The sequence below is a fragment of the Actinomadura sp. HBU206391 genome, from assembly GCF_014323665.1.
Classification (GTDB): domain Bacteria; phylum Actinomycetota; class Actinomycetes; order Streptosporangiales; family Streptosporangiaceae; genus Actinomadura_C.
On the sequence record NZ_JABVEB010000073.1, the window covers coordinates 1 to 15,799 of the forward strand.

A 15,799-nucleotide genomic window follows, 5' to 3' on the forward strand; every position below is an offset into this window, starting at 1 on the left:
GGCCTGAAGCAGCAGCCGGACACCAAGTTCGGCCATCGGCTGTGGGCCCTGCGGCGGCACCCGCTGTCACCCGAGCTCGAGCGCAACCGGCCGCTCGCCCGTACGGCCATCGCCGGTGACGACGATCACGAGGGCTTCGGAGCGGACGTGGCGGTGGTCGCCATCGGGCTGGACGTCGATGAGCAACTGACCTATGTCGCCGAGACGATGCGGGTCGACTCATGGCTGGAGCCCGTGCTCAGCTGGCCCGCAAGGTTCGTCGATTCCGACGAGGCGCCGCAGTTTTCGGAAACGTGAACAATCTTATTCCCGTGTTACCTCATCGACACTCGCCACGAATATGGACCGCTGTTTACCTCTATTGGCTCGAAGCGTTAGCAAGAGTTCTCCGATGCGGCACTTGCGGCGGGCGTATGATTTGGGGAAGACCGGCGATTCGGTATCCCCAGGGGGATTCGATGATGAGATCGCACAGCTCCGAGCTGCGGCGGAGCCGTCTCAGTGGGCCGTTGTGTTGTGCCACGAGGCCGTCCCGCCGTGCATGGCGTCCCTATTTTCGTACCTGTTCGCGACGCCCGGCATTCGCCATCGTGAACCTTTGACGACCTTTGATCAACCAGTTTATCTCGACGTTTCCTGTTCCGTTGGGGGCGCCGCCATGGCAGGCGATAGTCCAGGGCTGGACATAATGGATGCCGGTGTTCTCGGCCGGGTCGCGCGGCTCGGCGGGACCTCTCCCGAGGTCGTCGACGCGCTGGACCGGCTCGAGCGGTTGCTGGGCCGGCATGAGGGATCGCTGGCGGAGCCGGTCAAGGCGCGGCGGGACCTCGCGGACATCCGCGAGGAGGCCGGTCAACGCGACCGCGATGACGGTCGGCTCGCGGACGCGCTGCGGCGGCTGGCGGCGCGCGTCACCGCGGTCGGGGTGCTCGCCGAGGCGGTACGGCAACTCGGCGTCGACCTGCGCGCCTGACCCGGGATCGCACCGGCCGTCCCGGGCAGTGATCGATCCTGCCCGCGACCCTCAGAACTGGTTGGCCGTACGGGGGCGCAGCCGCTGCTCTCTCGCCACCGGCGTCCACAGCGTGGCGAACCGCTGCTTGGAGACGGTCGCCTGGTTCGAGAGCTGACCGCCCCGCTGGTAGTTGGCGTCCGCCTTGGGCCGGCCCTTACAGCCCCGGGCGCGCTGGGCCCAGGCGAGGTAGGCGCGGTCGACATCGAGTGAGATCTGGATCGACTTGGCCAGGTGGGCGCGCAACTGGGTGCCGTTGGACAACGCGTTGACCTTCAGCGTCTGGGCCCGGGCGACCTGCTGCTGACGCTGTTGCGCGACGCGCTGCATGCCGGCGATGGCGTTCGGCAGCCCCTTGCATCTCTTCGCGGAGGCGAGAGCCCGCCCGAGTTCACCGCGGCTGGCCGCGCTCAGGTTCAGCAGTGAATTGACCGCGGCGGCCTGTTGCCGGGCGGCCGGGTTGGCCGACTTCGCGGTCGACTGCACCGCCGCCGGGGTGCGCTGCGCGGACGGGTCCTTGCCGCCGTCCGGCCACATCACGAGGGCCACCGCGACCAGGGCGACCGCCACCAGTCCCGCCACCGCGAGGATGAGCGGTTTGCTCGCCCGATTCCCCTGCTCATCCGCAGGCTGATGACCATGGCCGTCGTACGGCGGATGACCGTGGCCGTCGTACGGCGGGTAGCCCGATGCCAGCATCGCCGTCTCCTGCTGCGGCATGGGCGCCATACCGCCCGGAGCCTGCGCCCCCCAAGCCGGCGGCGCGTCGGCAGGCTGCTGAGGGCCCCACGGATCCTGGTTCATCGGTGCGGGCTGCGGCGTCCAGCGCTCAGGGGCCTCCGGCTGCGGCGGGGCCTGCGGGGGCCCGGAGAACCACGAGTCCGGGACGATGGAGTCGGCGGGACCCGTCCCCTGTCCCTGCCGATCGCCGGGTCCGCTCCAGGAGTCGGGTCCGCTGGGCGCCGGCCCGGCATTCCACGCCTGCGTGGCATCGGGCTCGGGGGTCCAGGCCTGGGTGGCGTCGGACTGCTGGCCGGGCTGCGGGGCCCAGGGCTGTGGGCCGTCGGGCTGCTGTGCGGGCTCGGGGGTCCAGGCCTGAGTGGCGTCGGACTGCTGGCCGGGCTGCGGGGCCCAGGCCTGTGAGCCGTCGGACTGCTGTGCGGGCTCGGGAGACCACGCCTGCGTGCCGTCGGACTGCCGGCCGGGCTCTGCGGACCAGGGCTGCGCCGCGTCCGGCTCGCGAGACCAGGACTGAACCGGCTCGGGTTCGGCCCGCCATGCCTGCGTGGACTCGATGTCCGCAGGGGGCTGCGCGGGCGCCGGTGGCGCGGAGTACCAAGGATCCGAGGCGCCGTCAGGCGGGGCGGGGTCGGCGGGCCCGGACGACATCGGGCGCGTGAGAGGCGACTCCGGTCCGCTCGTGGGCTCGGGTGTCGACCAGGGGCCGGTGCTACCGGGCGCGGGCGCCGACTCGAAGCGGGGCGTCCATGATTCCGCGCTCGACCCGCTGGGCGACCACGACTCTGCCCCGGACGGGCCGGGCGGGGCCGACAGCGGGTCCGAGGACGGTGTCCACGGCTCCGCCGGGGCGGCCGGGGGAGCGTCCCTGGGGGGCGACAACGGTCCTGAGGAGGGTGACCACGGCTCGGGCGCGCCGGCCGCCGGCCGGCCCGAAGGCGTCTGCCGCGGCTCTGTGGACGGTGACCAGGGCTGAGAACCACCGGTAAGAGGTGACTCCGAGGCCCAGCGCTCGATCGCCTCCGAATCCGACGTCCACGGCTGCGGGCCGGTCCCGGCGGCTCCCGCCGGGCCGGGCGGGTCCTGGGCCGTCTCGGTCGCCGGTGCCGGGTTCCATGCCTCACCCGTCGGGTCGAACTGCCGCTGCCCCGCCGGTGGCGCACCCTCAGAGGGTGGGCCGACCTGCGTCGGAGACTCCTGTGCCGGAGCCTCTGAGGGCCGCTGAGTGACAGGGGCATTGCATCGAACGCATCTGCTCAGCGTCCCAGGCGTGTTCTTGCCGCACGTCGGGCACTGCATGTTCTCAGACCTCGCCTTGTCGCCGCTTTTCCTGACAAACTACTGGGTCGCGTGTGTTTCGGGGTTGCTGTTCAGATTGTCCGGCAAATCTCTTCGCTGTCCGATCCTGGCATTGTCGCGGACCCCGCGGGTCCTGCGCCTCGACGTCTCGGTGGACTCGTCGGGCACTGTCGGTGCCCGGTGCGAGAGTACGCGGGTGAGTGGTCTGCTGCGGGTGAAGGCGCTCCTAGTGCTGGTGGCGCTGTGCACGGTGGCGCTGTGCACGGCGTGCGAGCCGGCGCTCGCTCCAGCCGGGCCGAACGCCCGGACACACGGCCGCAGCGTACCGCTACCGACCGGCCCCGAGGCCCGTGGATCAGCGGTGCCACCGCCCCGGAATGCTACGCGCGTGCGCGCCGTACGGGTGGTCGACGGGGACACGCTCGTCATACGGGCCGGCGGCCGGCCGGTCTCCGTACGCCTGATCGGGGTCGACGCGCCCGAGCTCTACCGCACCGGACCACGGGACCGCACCGGACCACGGGACCGCACCGGACACCCGGCGGCGCCCGACACGCACCGGACCGGGCGACCGGCGGCCGTGACCCGCGTCAGCCGCCCGGACCGCGCTGGACGGGACGCGCGGCTCGCACTGTCACGGCTGGTGCGGCCGGGCGCCATGCTCTACGTCACCGGCGACCGCGAACGGCGTGACGCGTACGGCCGAACTCTGCTTTATGTATGGACTGGGCTTTACGTATGGACCGGGCTCCACGTACGGACCGGCCGGGGGGTCTTCGTCAACGCGGCGCTGATCGGCAGCGGCCATGCCCGGGCGATGGTGATCCCGCCCAACGACCGCTTCGCCGCCGTCTTCCATGCTGCCCAGGCCGCCGCCGAGACGACGGCCGAGACGACTCCCCGGCGTGCCCCGCGTGATCACCGATTCGTCTGTGCGGGAGCATCCGGATGATTGCCGCCATTGCCCCGAACCGGCATGGCCAGCGACTAGAGTCGCTCTATCGCCGTATCTGAGTGCCACTCCTCAGACGGCCCCCAGACAGAGATCGGGAGCAGATGAGCGATCTTCCGCTGCGCGCGCAACTTGCCGTTGCGCTAGGCCGCACAGCTTCAAGGATGTCGCGGCTGGCCGGGCGCGGCGACGGCTCGGTGATCGGCGGGCGGATCGGGCTCGCCCTCGACCCCGAGCTGCTCACCCGGCTGGCCCGCGACCGCAACCTCGTCCTCGTCAGCGCGACCAACGGCAAGACCACGACGACCCGGCTGATCGCGTCGGCGATGAGCGGGCTCGGTCAGGTCGCGACCAACGCCTTCGGCGCCAACATGCCGACCGGGCACGTGTCCGCCCTGGCGGCGGCGCCCGGCGCCAGGTACGGCGTGCTGGAATGTGACGAAAAATACGTTCCGATGGTGCTCAGGGAGACCGGCGCCAACGTCGTCCTGTTGATGAACCTGAGCCGGGACCAGATGGACCGCGCAGGCGAGATCTGGCAGCTCGCGGGCAAGTGGCGCAAGGCCCTCGAGGGTGTCGACACCCATGTCGTGGCCAACTGCGACGACCCGCTGGTCACCTGGGGGGCGTCGACCGCCAAGAGCGTCACGTGGGTGGCCGCCGGTCAGCACTGGCGCGATGACTCCTGGTGCTGTCCGGAGTGCGGCGGGCCGCTCGACCGGGAGGGCGCGGCGTGGGCCTGCCGGGAGTGTCCCTTCGCACGGCCCAAGCCGGACTGGATCCTGCACGGCGGACGGGTGACCGCGCCGGGCGGGCGGACGTACGACCTTTCGCTGCAGCTCCCGGGACGGGCGAACCGGTCCAACGGGGCGATGGCACTGGCGGTGGTGGCACAGTTCGGTATCCAGCCCGATGCGGCGATGCCGCTGCTCGGCCAGGTGAAGTCGGTCGCCGGCCGCTACACCACCGTCGAGTACCAGGGCCGCCAGATCCGGTTGCTGCTCTCGAAGAACCCGGCCGGCTGGCTGGAGGCGTTCGACGTGCTGGAGCCGGCGCCGGGGCCGGTGGCGTTGTCGATCAACGCGCAGGGCCCGGACGGCCGTGACACCTCGTGGCTGTGGGACGTCGACTACCGGATCCTGCGCGGCCGCCCGGTCTGGGCGAGCGGAGAGCGCCGGCTCGACCTCGCGGCGCGCCTCGAGGCCGCCGACGTCGACTTCGTCGTCGTCGACGACATCGAACAGGCGGTGATGTCGGTGCCCCCCGGCAGGCTCGACGTGATCGCCAACTACACCGCCTTCCAGGACATCCGAACGAGGTACGGCCGTGCGCTCTGACCGCATCAAGATCGTCTGGATCTACCCCGACCTGCTCAGCACCTACGGCGACCAGGGCAACTGCATCGTGCTGGAGCGCAGGGCGGCGCTGCGGGGCATTCCCACGCAGACCGTGAACGTGCGCTCGGACGAGGCCGTCCCGGTGGACGGCGACATCTATCTCCTCGGCGGCGGTGAGGACCGGCCGCAGATCCTGGCCGCCCAGCGGCTGCGCGCCGACGGCGGGCTGGCGCGGGCCGCGCAGTACGGCTCGGTGATCTTCGCCGTGTGCGCGGGCTACCAGTTGCTGGGCACCGAGTTCGGCGGCGAGGAAGGTCAGCCGGTCGAGGGCATGGGCCTGCTCGACATCCGCAGCGCCCGCGGCGAGAACCGGGCGGTGGGCGAGATCGTGGGCGAGGTGGACTCCTCGCTGGGCATACCGAAGATCACCGGCTTCGAGAACCACCAGGGCGTCACGCACCTGGGCCCGGGCGCCAGGCCACTGGCCAAGACGGTCCTGGGCATCGGCAACGGCGACGGCTACGAAGGCGCCTACCGCGACCACGTCATCGGCACGTACATGCACGGGCCGGCGCTCGTCCGCAACCCGGCCTTGGCCGATCTGCTGCTGCGCTGGGCGGTCGGCCAGGACCTCCAGCCGATCGACGACTCCTGGGCCGGACGGCTCCGCGAAGAGCGCCTCAACGCCGTGCTCACCTGACCAGACTCGTGATCACGCAAAGTGGTTCCCCGGGAGCGCGGCTTCTGAGCAGAGGCGACCTCCCGTGGTCTGCCCCTACCGTCGGGAGGGTGGGCCTGTGACGTGCGCGATCGGTGGCGTCAGTAGACCAGGGCCTGGGCGCCGTCCGCGGAGATCTCCTCGACGAACGTGGGCGCGCCCGCGATGCGCACTCCGTCGATCAGGTCCTCGGGTCCGATGTCGCGGCGGGCCGCGCACTGCGTGCACACGGTCACCTGCCCGCCGGCGAGCACGATGTCGAGCAGATCCTGCAGCGGGGTCGCATGCGGCAGGTCGAAGTCCTTGGCCCTGCCCGGAAGGCCGTACCAGGCCGACTCACCGGTCAGCCACAGTGAGACGGGCAGCCCGCTCGCCACGGCCGCGGCCGCGACCGTGAACGCCTGATTGCACCGCTCCGCGCCGTCCGCACCGGCAGTTGCCTTGATCACAAGTGATCTCGCCATATCGGCACATTACTCCGAACGGGTCCGACGTGGCGGCAGGGCCACGATCTCGCCCCGCCGGGCCGAGGCGAAAGGCCGATCCAGGACCTCCGGCGTGGCCGGCGGATGCGGGCCCGGCGCGCCGATCGCTACACTCCGGGCCGTGGCCGGCTTGCTGAACATCGTGGCTCTCGTCCTGACCTTGGGCGTCGGCGCGGTGCTCGCCGTGCTCATGTTGCTGAAGCTCTCCCGGATGAGATGACCGGATCGGTGCAGAGCCACCGGTAGCGGTCTACGTCCGGAGCAACGCCGCTACGCTTTTCAAACATGGAGACTGAGCTGCATCCCGCCCTCGAGACTGTGAAATTCCTGCTCGGCCAGTGGGAAGGGGCCGGAGTCGGCGGCTATCCCACCATCGAGAGTTTCCGCTTCGGTCAGGAGATCTCCTTCTCCCACAACGGCAAGCCCTACCTCATCTACAACAGCCGCACATGGCGCCTCGACGACGAGGGCAATCTGGGCCAGCCGCTGGCGACCGAGTCGGGCTACTGGCGACCGCAGCCCGAGGGCCGGCTCGAAGTGATCATCGCCCATCCCACCGGGATCGCCGAGATCTACCTCGGCGAGGTCACCGGCACCCGCGCGGAGATGAGCACCGACATCGTCGCCCGCACCGAGACCGCCAAGGAGGTCACCGCGGGCAAGCGCCTGTACGGGCTGATCGGCGAAGATCTCGGATACGCCTACGACCTGGCCGCAGAGGGGCAGGGCCTGCAGTCCCATCTGTCGGCCCAGCTCAAGCGCGTCAGCTGAGCGTCCGAGCGGATGCGCCCCGGGCCGGGGCGATGCGCCGGGACCACGAGGGCCCGGCGGCGTGAGCGTGCGCGGCGGCACGGCGTACCTGCGGCATGGGTGTACCTGCGCCACGGGCATACATGGGGGCGGCGCCGCGGTCGGCGACCGTACCCGTTTCCGCCCGCCTCCGGTCGCGGAAACAGACGATCCCCGGACCTTCCCGCAGGTGCGGGGGATGGGCAGGACAGGCCCATCGGTCCGGGGATCGGGTGTCTGTCTTGTTTTCGCCAGTCGCATCGCGACCGGTTTTCCGTCACCGCAGTGACGGAGCCAAGACGGGACGGCGACTAACGGACAGCCACCTCGCGTGTCCTAGAGCAACTCATGTCTTGGACCACCTCCCTCCTGCGTAACTCGCACGCTAATCGAACGCCGGGAGGGCGGGCAAGTGATTTCTTTTCCGGCCGCCCGGGCCACAACGCGCCATAGACTCTGAACATGGCCGAAACCTGGCAGGAGGAGCTGCGGGCTCGGGGCTATCGGGTCACTCCGCAGCGCCAGCTCGTACTCGAGGCCGTCACCGATCTGGAACACGCGACCCCCGAGGAGATCTGCACCCAGGTGCAGCGCACCGCTCACGGGGTGAACATCTCGACCGTCTACCGCACGCTCGAGCTTCTCGAGGAGCTCGGACTCGTCAAGCACGCGCACCTCGGCCACGGCCCGCCGACCTACCATCTCGCGGCCGAGGCCGAGCACGTCCACCTGGTGTGCCGCAGATGCGGAACCGTCACCGACGTCACCCCGAGGGTGGCCGACGGGCTGGTCGAGCTCCTGCGCGACCAGTTCGGCTTCGAGACCGATGTGCACCACCTCACCGTCCACGGCTGCTGCGGCGACTGCGAAGGGCCGGCCTCCGGGCGATCGTGACGCCTGAGGGCCGATCGGCGGGGGCCGAGGGCCGAAGTCGCGGGCGGCCGGGCCGCGTAGCCTGGAGGGCATGAAGAGCCCGCTGCTGGATCTGCCCGGAGCCGTACCCGCCGACGCCCCCGACCAGGAGGTCGCGGCCCACTACGGAGAGCCGTCCCACGAACAGCGCGCGCTCGAATCGGGGAAGGCGTTCGTCGACCGGAGCAACCGCGGAATCGTACGGGTCGCCGGTCCGGACCGGCTGAGGTGGCTGAACAGCCTGATGAGCCAGCGGCTCGACGACCTCCAGCCGTTCCAGCCCACGCGGGCGCTGCTGCTCAGCCCGAAGGGTCATGTCGAGCACCACCTGCGCCTGGTGGACGACGGCGAGGCGGTCTGGGCGCATGTCGAGCCGGGCGCGGCGGGCGCGCTGGTGGAGTTCCTCGACAAGATGCGGTTCATGCTGAGGGTCGACGTGACCGACGTGACCGAGTCGCACGCCGTCGTGACCGTTCCCGGTGGGGAGCCGCCTGAGGGCGCGCTCCCGCTGGGCGACGACCTGATCATCCCGCGGGCCGAGCTCACCCGCGACTGGGGCGTCCGGCCGGCCGGTCTCTGGGCCTACGAGGCGCTGAGGATCGCCGCGCACGAACCTCGGATCGGCGTCGACACCGATCACCGCACGATCCCGCACGAGGTGGGCTTGATCGAGACCGCCGTGCACCTCAACAAGGGTTGTTACCGGGGACAGGAGACGGTCGCCAGGGTGCACAACCTGGGCCGTCCGCCGCGCCGGCTGGTGTTCCTGCACCTGGACGGCAGCGTCGACCGGCTGCCCGGGCACGGCGCCCCGGTGGAGCTCGACGGCCGCCAGATCGGCTTCGTCGGCTCGGCGGCGCGGCATCACGAGCTCGGCCCGATCGCACTCGCCCTGATCAAGCGGAACGTCCCGGTGGACGCCGCCCTGCTGGCCGATGGGGTGGCCGCCGCCCAGGAGATCGTGGTGTCTCCCGACACGGGGGCCAACGCCCAGATCGATCTTCGTCGTACTGCCGCGAGGCGAGGGTAGGACGGAGAGCCAGGGGCATACTGACACCCGTAGCGCCCTGCCCGCCCCCGCTCCCGCCCAAGGAAGAGCGGGTCCCCCGAAAGGAAGAGCGAGTCTCCCAAAGGAAGATCGAGTACGGCCCCGCGAGTGAGAAGGTGGTCTTTATCGATGGTGGCGGACCCGGATAAAGAGGCACCACTGCTCACTGGGAAGGGGAAGATGCGGCGACGACGACGACGTCGGCGAGAACCGGCGTTCGCGTGGTGGATCCTGTTCGGAGCGCTGGGCGCGGTGGCCTGGCTGATTCAGTCATGGCGGGTCGCGCTGCTGCTGCTCCTCTTCTGGTGCCTGTACGAGTTCTGCCTTGTGCCCACGATGTGCCGGATCACCACCCGGCAGGGGCTCTGGTGCGTCGACCCCGTACGAGGCCGGCTGTTCGCCTGCACGCCCGCCCACCAGCAGGTCAAGAACGACGCGCTGTGGCGGCTGATAGGGATGCGCAACCCGTTCCGCAAGTCGCAGTCGCCCGACACCGGCCAGGGCACGAGTGTGCTGGTGGTTTCTCCGGCCGTACGGGCCCGGCTGGACCAGACCGACCGGGCCGTGCTGGTCCTCGCCGCCTGCGGCACGCTCGTGGCCGCCGTGTGGGCGGTCTCCGACTACCTTTAGCCGGAGCCCGTGCCATCCCTATGAGCCCGTGCCACCCTATGAGCCCGGGCCATCTCTGGAACCGGGCCGGCTCAGGTCTCCAGGACCAGGGTGACCGGCCCGTCGTTGATCAACGACACCTTCATGTCGGCGCCGAACTCACCGGTCTCGACCCGCGCGCCGAGTGCACGAAGAGCCGTCACCACGGCGTCGACGAGAGGCTCGGCCACGGCGCCGGGCGCGGCCGCGATCCACGTCGGCCGGCGGCCCTTGCGGGTATCGCCGTACAATGTGAACTGGCTGATGACGAGCAGCGGCGCGCCCACGTCGGAGCACGACTTCTCGCCGTCCAGGACGCGCAGGCCCCATAGCTTGGCGGCCAGTTTCTCCGCCTGCTGCGGGGTGTCGTCATGGGTGACGCCGACGAGCACCACAAGGCCCGGCTCGTCGATCGACCCCACCATCCGATCCCCTACGGTCACACTCGCCTGACTCACCCGTTGGACGACAGCCCTCATGAGGAGGCATTCTGCCGGTCATGGGAGCAATGACGCTCATTACCGTGGCACCTACGGGTGCCGAGTCGGCCAAGGCCGACGTCCCGGCCCTGCCCGTGACGATCGAGGAACTGGTTCAGACGGCCAAGGAGTGCGAGGCGGCCGGCGCGGCCGTCGTGCATGTCCATATCCGCGACGATGACGCGCGGCCCACCCTCGACCTGGCACGGTTGCGCGACACCGTGCAGGCGCTGAGGCAGAGCACGAACCTGATCGTGCAGCTGTCCACGGGCGGCGCGGTGACCGATCCGTACGAACACCGGCTGCGGGTGCTCGACGCGGCGCCGGACGCGTGTTCGCTGACCTGCGGCACGGTCAACTTCGGCGACGACGTGTTCATGAATCCATGGCCGTTCATGGTCGAGCTCTACCAGCGGACCCAGGAGCTGGAGATCGTGCCCGAGTTCGAACTGTTCGACCTCGGTCAGGTGAGGGCCCTGAACCGGCTGGTCGACGCCTACGGGCCGCCCTACGGCGGGCACGTGCACTGCGACCTGGTGATGGGGGTGCCCGGGGGGATGCCGGGGGACAACCGGACGCTGGTCGCCGCCGTCGAGGCGCTGCCCGAGGGGGCCAGCTGGTCGGCGACCGGCGTGGGCCGTACCTCGCTGCCCGTCATGTACGCGGCACTCGCGTCCGGCGGTCATCTGCGGGTCGGCATGGAGGACACGCTGACCTACGCCAAGGGACGGCCGGTGACGGGTAACGCCGAACTGGTCGAGCGGGCGGCCGCGCTGGCCCGGATCGCCCAGCGCGAACCGATGCCCGCGGACGAGGCCCGTACGTTCCTCGGCGTCAGGACCGGGTCTCGCGCTCGCTGACCGGCAAAGGCCCGGCGCGGCAACGGCCGCGAGGTAGATCCCGGACGCGCGGGAGCCCTCTCACGGAGACCGGATGTGAGGGGAGACCCCGGATCTGACGGAGACGCGGCACAGCGGCGGCCGCCCCGAACCGAGGCGGCCGCCCGGACGTGAGGAAGGCCGCCCCGCCCGTGCCCCATCAGGGGCGAGGCGACCAGGTCTCGGGGCTAGTGAGAGGCGTGGCGTGGAGCCTCGTCGCGGCGCTTCCGCTGCGCGGGGCTCTCGATGATGCCGCCGGCCAACCACTGGTCGTTTCCGAGCTCTTCGGCCAACACACTTTTCACCTCCCACCTGGCTCTTACCCAGCGGGAGGAATTAATACATATCTGGACGAAGAGTTATAAACCGCCTAATGATCAGGTCAGGCTGCGGAACTGGCGGGTCTGGGAGATCGCGCCCGAGGTGGCTAGCGTGAAGGTCCGCATCGAGTCGGCGAACCGCGAAAGGTCCCACTCGGCCGGTCCCTCGTACCAGTAGAGGTTGTCGGCGCCCTCGGTCCGGACCCCCGCGTCCTCCACGGTCTTCGCCCACTTGTGCACGTTGTCGAACACGATCGCGTAGGGCAGGTAGCGCGAGAACATCGCGATGCGCTGTCGCGACTCCACATCCGAGGCCTCGCCACGGGCGAGGTAGGCGCGGAAACCGAGGGTGTGCGCGAGGACGGTCGCGCCCCTGGTCGTCTTGGCCGGCATGTACTGCCCGCCGATGGCCAGCGCGGCGCCTGCGATGATCGCGGCCAGCCCGATCAGCCCGAGCTCGGTGAACAGCGCCAGCGCGACCGTGCCCACGACGCCCACGGCGGTCAGGATCAGGCCGGCCAACGTCCACCGGGTGCGCACGGAATCCGGCCTGCGGACGAACCAGCCCTGCCGCACCACGTCGTCGTACAGTGCGCCGCGGACCTCGGCCAGGTCGGTGGCGAACGTCCCGCCGAGCTCCCCGAGCCGCACCGTGTCGCGGCCGGAGAACAGCGCGTCGAACAGCGTCCGTTCGTAGGGGAAGAGATCGTCAACGGGCCGGTCCAGCTTGCGGAGCGTCCAGTCGCGGGTGTCCTCCTCGACCAGCAGGTAGCCGCGTACGGCCAGGTCGACGATGGTCGCGGTGACGTCGATGACATCGGCCTGCTCGTCGATGAGCGTGCCGATCTGCCCCGGTCGCACCCCGCTCGGCGGCTCGAACGACATGCCGTTGACCGGGGTGTGATCGCCTTCGGCGGCCTTGCGGCTGACGATCCGGGCGTCCCGGCCGCGGAGCTGGTAGAGCAGCGCGACGCCGCCGAGCAGCAGCACCAGCAGCCCGAGCAGAGCACCCCCGGTGATGGCGTTCACCGTGAAGGCGGTGGCGAGTGTGCGGCGCTGCTCGTACAGCGGCGCGGACTTGGTCGTCTTCCCCACGGGGTAGCCCACGACGACCGTCATGGTCTCCTGCGGCAGCATGTTCCGCTGGGTGAACTCGCCTCGCGTCTGGGTGTGGTTGGTGAAGACCTGGGTGCAGCCCACCGCGCTGCCGAGCGCGCCGGCGAAGCAGTTGAGATTGCGCATCGCGCTGTCGGCCTCGACCGTCGCCTTGGCCGACACGACCTCGACGCCCCAGCCGCTGACCGCGGTCCAGCGCAGTTCTTGGATGCCGCCGATCTGGGCGATCCCGCCGAGCACGTCGTACTCGAGCGCGATGGTGCGCCGGCCGGTGATAGCGCCGCCACCGCTGACCTTGACGATCGTACGGTCGCCGTCCCGTGTGACCGAGGTGGTGGCCGGCCCGCCGTCGGGGCTCGACGCCTTGACGTTCTCGACCTTGAAGATCCGGTCGCGGGTGTCGTCCTGACGCGTGCGGGTGACGAAGGACCGCTCGATGCCACGGCTGCCGGCGAACTCGTACGCGATCGTCTCCTTGGCGTGCACGACACCGTCGGCGCGAACGGTCAGCGCGACGTCGTCCCGCAGGACGCGTTCCTCGCTCCGGGCGTCGGCGTGCGCGGACACCGGGGTGGCCAGGACGGCCGGTGTGGTGATGGCCAGTGTGGAGAGGGCCAGCGAGCCGACGAGCGAGCGCAGCAGCATGGGCGGAAATGCTACCGGTCGAGCTGGGATCTGAGGCGTTGCCGGGTATGAGGAGTGTCCGGAAGTGTCCACAGATGGCCGAAACCGGGCTGACCTGCACCGTCAGTACTGCCGGTGTTTTCCACATATGCCATGATTTTTAACCATGGTCCGCCAATACCTCCCTCCGCCGCCGGGCGGTGGCGCCGCGCCTCCCCGACCGGCCGGCGGGGCGTTCGCGGGGGCGAGGGGGCCGACGTCGCTCGGTCACGGCGGCTACGGCCAGTACGCCGCTCTCCGGCGGCGCGGACCGCGGCGCACGACCGGCGGTACCGTCGCCGGTGCTCTGGGCAGTCTGGCGGCGATGTTCGTGATCGCGATTCTGGGCATCGCGGTGCTCGGTCAGGGCGACCGGCAGGCGACCGGCGATAACGGCCGTTCGGGCGGCGAGGCGAGCCGCTCGGCGGCCACGGCCAACAAGCTCTACAACACCGGCGCCCTGACGCCGGCCGGCTGCCGTGCGCCGCAGATCGCGGCCGGAGACGACGTGTCCATGCGCCGGTTCATGGAAGTGCTCACCGGCTGCCTCGACGTCTCGTGGCAACGGCAGTTCGCCAAGGGCGACCTGCGGTTCACCCCACCCGACAGGGTCTTCTGGTCCGAACCCGGCCGCAGCCCCTGCGGGTCCTATCCACAGCCCGGCGCCGCAGCGTTCTACTGCCCGGCGAACAACGCGATGTACGTCGGGCTCGCCCATGTCGTCGAGACGGCGGGCGACGAGCCGGTGTCGAACTACGCGGTGTACGCCCGAGTGATCAGTCACGAGTACAGCCATCACGTGCAGGAGGAGGCCGGGATCCTGGCGTACGGCCACGAGCTGCTGGAGCAGCGCGACGTCGCGAGCCGCACGGACGCCAGCCGCCGCATCGAACTGCAGGCCCAGTGCTTCGCCGGCGTGTTCCTGGGCGCGGAGCGCAGCACCCTCCCGATGACGGCGCGCCAGTACCTCGCCATGATCACCGATGTCCTCGGGCGCGGTGACGACGAGCAGCCGCCGGACGAGCGCGACCACGGATCGAGCCGTCACTACGCGGGGTGGGTGGAGAAGGGCTTCCGAAATCGGGTGCTCTCGGCCTGTAATACCTGGACTGCCCCTGCTTCGACGGTTTCGTAGGGCACTATTTGATCGGATTAATCATCCAAGTCGGTGTCTTGCCGGGATCTGACGGGATCCATTGGCTTTTCTGGCCTGATGAACGGCAGTTGAGCGGCGCCGGCCGCGGTTGATGGAGGAGACAGTGGTGGCAGGGTCGAGCGGGCCGTATCCGCCGCCGGGGCCGTACCGGCCGGCAGGACCTCCCGGACACATGCGGCCACCCCCACCGCCCCCACCACCCGGGCCGCCGCGGCCGCCGCACGCACCGCACGGACCCGCCCCCTTCGCACCGCAGTGGGGCGGGCCGCCGGTGTACCACTACGCGCCGCCGCGCCGTAGTGGGGGCGGCGGCGCGCTGGTCGCGGTGCTAGCGCTGGGCTTCGTGGCGTTCCTGTTCGTGGGCGGCGCCGTGCTGGCGAAGCTGATGCTCGACTCGGAGCCCGCGTCCCCCGGAGGGCCCGTGGCCGGGGACACCGGATCGTCGTCCACGCCGCTGGGCTCGCGGAACCGCGGGTCCGGGGGCTCGCAGCAGCGTGCCCCCTCGGGCGGGCGGGCGGCGACCGGCAGCCCCCTGTACCAGGTGGGTCCGATCAACGGATTCGGCTGCGCGGGCCGGCAGATCGCGCCCGGCGACAGCGCGTCGTTCGAGGCGTTCCTGAACAGCACCACGAACTGCCTCGACCGGTCCTGGTCCGCGGCCTTCAGCCGGGCGGGCCTGCAGTTCAGCCCGCCGCGGCGGGTCTTCTGGCGGACGCCCGGCCGCAGCCCGTGCGGCGACTACCCGGCCCCGGGGGCGGCGGCGTTCTACTGCACGCTCAACAACGCCATCTACATCGGCGTGGGCGGCCACGCCCAGAGGTCGGCGGGCAATCTGCCGGTCACCTACAACGTCACCTATGCACGCAATCTGGCGCATGAGTACGCCCACCACGTGCAGGAACGGTCGGGCATCCTCGCCGAGAGCCGGGAACTGCGGCTTTCGGCGTCCTCCCTCGACGTGCGCAACGCGGTGACGCGGCGCAGCGAACTGCAGGCCCAGTGCTTCGCCGGGGTGTTCATGGCCGCGGTGCGGCCGAGCTTCCCGGTCAGCACGGAGCAGTGGCGGGTCGCGGTGCGGGACTCCTACGGCCGCGGCGACGACCCGTCGGACCCGGACACACGTGACCATGGCAGCAACAGTCACTACGCGGGCTGGCTCAACCTCGGCTACTCGCGCACGACCACGCGATCGTGCAACACCTGGACGGCGCCCGCGTCCCAGGTCTCCTGACCGAAGCAACCTTCCGGG

At 70.5% G+C, this 15,799-nt stretch carries 17 protein-coding genes; 13 read left to right on the plus strand and 4 right to left on the minus strand.

Features of this window, described 5'->3' with window-relative positions:
* The coding region (locus HKK72_RS20965) for a hypothetical protein (protein WP_187236104.1) at positions 1-297 on the plus strand (297 nt) is incomplete at its 5' end.
* A 391-nt stretch (positions 298-688) separates the two neighbouring features.
* Positions 689-973 carry a DUF5955 family protein gene (locus tag HKK72_RS20970; RefSeq protein WP_187236105.1) on the plus strand — a complete coding sequence of 95 codons (285 nt, stop codon included), beginning with the start codon at positions 689-691 and terminating at the stop codon, positions 971-973.
* Between the two features lie 51 nt (positions 974-1,024).
* Here the strand turns inward: HKK72_RS20970 and HKK72_RS20975 are convergent, their stop codons facing one another.
* A complete protein-coding gene (locus tag HKK72_RS20975) occupies positions 1,025-2,401 on the minus strand; it encodes a hypothetical protein (protein ID WP_187236106.1) in 1,377 nt (458 codons plus the stop codon).
* A gap of 7 nt (positions 2,402-2,408) precedes the next feature.
* Here HKK72_RS20975 and HKK72_RS20980 point away from each other — a divergent pair, with 7 nt between their 5' ends.
* The 4 genes from HKK72_RS20980 to HKK72_RS20995 all read left to right on the plus strand — a co-directional run bounded on the left by HKK72_RS20980 (position 2,409) and on the right by HKK72_RS20995 (position 6,038).
* A complete protein-coding gene (locus tag HKK72_RS20980) occupies positions 2,409-2,726 on the plus strand; it encodes a hypothetical protein (RefSeq protein WP_187236107.1) in 318 nt (105 codons plus the stop codon).
* 519 nt (positions 2,727-3,245) lie between these two features.
* Positions 3,246-4,001, plus strand: coding sequence for a thermonuclease family protein (locus HKK72_RS20985; RefSeq protein WP_187236108.1), 756 nt, complete (start codon positions 3,246-3,248; stop codon positions 3,999-4,001).
* Positions 4,002-4,105: 104 nt separating this feature from the next.
* Positions 4,106-5,338, plus strand: coding sequence for a Mur ligase family protein (locus HKK72_RS20990; protein WP_187236109.1), 1,233 nt, complete (start codon positions 4,106-4,108; stop codon positions 5,336-5,338).
* Positions 5,328-6,038 (plus strand): type 1 glutamine amidotransferase, encoded by a 711-nt coding sequence (locus HKK72_RS20995; RefSeq protein WP_187236110.1) that lies wholly within the window; start codon positions 5,328-5,330, stop codon positions 6,036-6,038. Before HKK72_RS20990 ends, HKK72_RS20995 begins: the two co-directional genes overlap by 11 nt.
* Before the next feature lie 119 nt (positions 6,039-6,157).
* Here HKK72_RS20995 and HKK72_RS21000 read toward each other — a convergent pair whose 3' ends face one another.
* Entirely contained in the window at positions 6,158-6,520 is a 363-nt protein-coding gene (locus HKK72_RS21000) for a DsrE family protein (protein ID WP_187236111.1), read from the minus strand.
* Positions 6,521-6,826: 306 nt separating this feature from the next.
* Here HKK72_RS21000 and HKK72_RS21005 point away from each other — a divergent pair, with 306 nt between their 5' ends.
* The 4 genes from HKK72_RS21005 to HKK72_RS21020 all read left to right on the plus strand — a co-directional run bounded on the left by HKK72_RS21005 (position 6,827) and on the right by HKK72_RS21020 (position 9,920).
* On the plus strand, positions 6,827-7,312 hold the full coding sequence (locus tag HKK72_RS21005; RefSeq protein WP_187236112.1) for an FABP family protein: 486 nt from the start codon (positions 6,827-6,829) through the stop codon (positions 7,310-7,312).
* Between the two features lie 480 nt (positions 7,313-7,792).
* A complete protein-coding gene (locus HKK72_RS21010; protein WP_187236113.1) occupies positions 7,793-8,224 on the plus strand; it encodes a Fur family transcriptional regulator in 432 nt (143 codons plus the stop codon).
* A gap of 70 nt (positions 8,225-8,294) precedes the next feature.
* Positions 8,295-9,272: a YgfZ/GcvT domain-containing protein gene (locus HKK72_RS21015; protein ID WP_187236114.1), complete on the plus strand. Its 978-nt coding sequence runs from the start codon at positions 8,295-8,297 to the stop codon at positions 9,270-9,272.
* 198 nt (positions 9,273-9,470) lie between these two features.
* Complete coding sequence (locus HKK72_RS21020) at positions 9,471-9,920, plus strand: hypothetical protein (protein ID WP_261987020.1); 450 nt, start codon at positions 9,471-9,473, stop codon at positions 9,918-9,920.
* Positions 9,921-9,991: 71 nt separating this feature from the next.
* Here the strand turns inward: HKK72_RS21020 and dtd are convergent, their stop codons facing one another.
* Complete coding sequence (dtd, locus tag HKK72_RS21025; RefSeq protein WP_187236116.1) at positions 9,992-10,417, minus strand: D-aminoacyl-tRNA deacylase; 426 nt, start codon at positions 10,415-10,417, stop codon at positions 9,992-9,994.
* A gap of 29 nt (positions 10,418-10,446) precedes the next feature.
* Here dtd and HKK72_RS21030 point away from each other — a divergent pair, with 29 nt between their 5' ends.
* Positions 10,447-11,277 carry a 3-keto-5-aminohexanoate cleavage protein gene (locus HKK72_RS21030; protein ID WP_261987021.1) on the plus strand — a complete coding sequence of 277 codons (831 nt, stop codon included), beginning with the start codon at positions 10,447-10,449 and terminating at the stop codon, positions 11,275-11,277.
* 395 nt (positions 11,278-11,672) lie between these two features.
* Here the strand turns inward: HKK72_RS21030 and HKK72_RS21035 are convergent, their stop codons facing one another.
* Complete coding sequence (locus HKK72_RS21035) at positions 11,673-13,376, minus strand: DUF2207 domain-containing protein (protein WP_187236118.1); 1,704 nt, start codon at positions 13,374-13,376, stop codon at positions 11,673-11,675.
* 145 nt (positions 13,377-13,521) lie between these two features.
* Here HKK72_RS21035 and HKK72_RS21040 point away from each other — a divergent pair, with 145 nt between their 5' ends.
* Positions 13,522-14,529 (plus strand): neutral zinc metallopeptidase, encoded by a 1,008-nt coding sequence (locus HKK72_RS21040; RefSeq protein WP_187236119.1) that lies wholly within the window; start codon positions 13,522-13,524, stop codon positions 14,527-14,529.
* Between the two features lie 193 nt (positions 14,530-14,722).
* Positions 14,723-15,781, plus strand: coding sequence for a neutral zinc metallopeptidase (locus HKK72_RS21045; protein WP_187236120.1), 1,059 nt, complete (start codon positions 14,723-14,725; stop codon positions 15,779-15,781).
* The last annotated feature ends 18 nt before the right edge of the window (positions 15,782-15,799 follow it).

Excerpts from the sequence above, each read along its gene's own strand:
- HKK72_RS21020 (WP_261987020.1), top strand. The coding sequence starts at position 9,471 with ATGCGGCGACGACGACGACGTCGGCGAGAACCGGCGTTCGCGTGGTGG.
- HKK72_RS21000 (WP_187236111.1), bottom strand. The coding sequence starts at position 6,520 with ATGGCGAGATCACTTGTGATCAAGGCAACTGCCGGTGCGGACGGCGCG.
- HKK72_RS21030 (WP_261987021.1), top strand. The coding sequence starts at position 10,447 with ATGACGCTCATTACCGTGGCACCTACGGGTGCCGAGTCGGCCAAGGCC.
- HKK72_RS20975 (WP_187236106.1), bottom strand. The coding sequence starts at position 2,401 with ATGTCGTCCGGGCCCGCCGACCCCGCCCCGCCTGACGGCGCCTCGGAT.
- dtd (WP_187236116.1), bottom strand. The coding sequence starts at position 10,417 with ATGAGGGCTGTCGTCCAACGGGTGAGTCAGGCGAGTGTGACCGTAGGG.
- HKK72_RS21010 (WP_187236113.1), top strand. The coding sequence starts at position 7,793 with ATGGCCGAAACCTGGCAGGAGGAGCTGCGGGCTCGGGGCTATCGGGTC.
- HKK72_RS21040 (WP_187236119.1), top strand. The coding sequence starts at position 13,522 with ATGGTCCGCCAATACCTCCCTCCGCCGCCGGGCGGTGGCGCCGCGCCT.
- HKK72_RS21045 (WP_187236120.1), top strand. The coding sequence starts at position 14,723 with ATGCGGCCACCCCCACCGCCCCCACCACCCGGGCCGCCGCGGCCGCCG.
- HKK72_RS21015 (WP_187236114.1), top strand. The coding sequence starts at position 8,295 with ATGAAGAGCCCGCTGCTGGATCTGCCCGGAGCCGTACCCGCCGACGCC.
- HKK72_RS21005 (WP_187236112.1), top strand. The coding sequence starts at position 6,827 with ATGGAGACTGAGCTGCATCCCGCCCTCGAGACTGTGAAATTCCTGCTC.
- HKK72_RS20970 (WP_187236105.1), top strand. The coding sequence starts at position 689 with ATGGATGCCGGTGTTCTCGGCCGGGTCGCGCGGCTCGGCGGGACCTCT.
- HKK72_RS20990 (WP_187236109.1), top strand. The coding sequence starts at position 4,106 with ATGAGCGATCTTCCGCTGCGCGCGCAACTTGCCGTTGCGCTAGGCCGC.
- HKK72_RS21035 (WP_187236118.1), bottom strand. The coding sequence starts at position 13,376 with ATGCTGCTGCGCTCGCTCGTCGGCTCGCTGGCCCTCTCCACACTGGCC.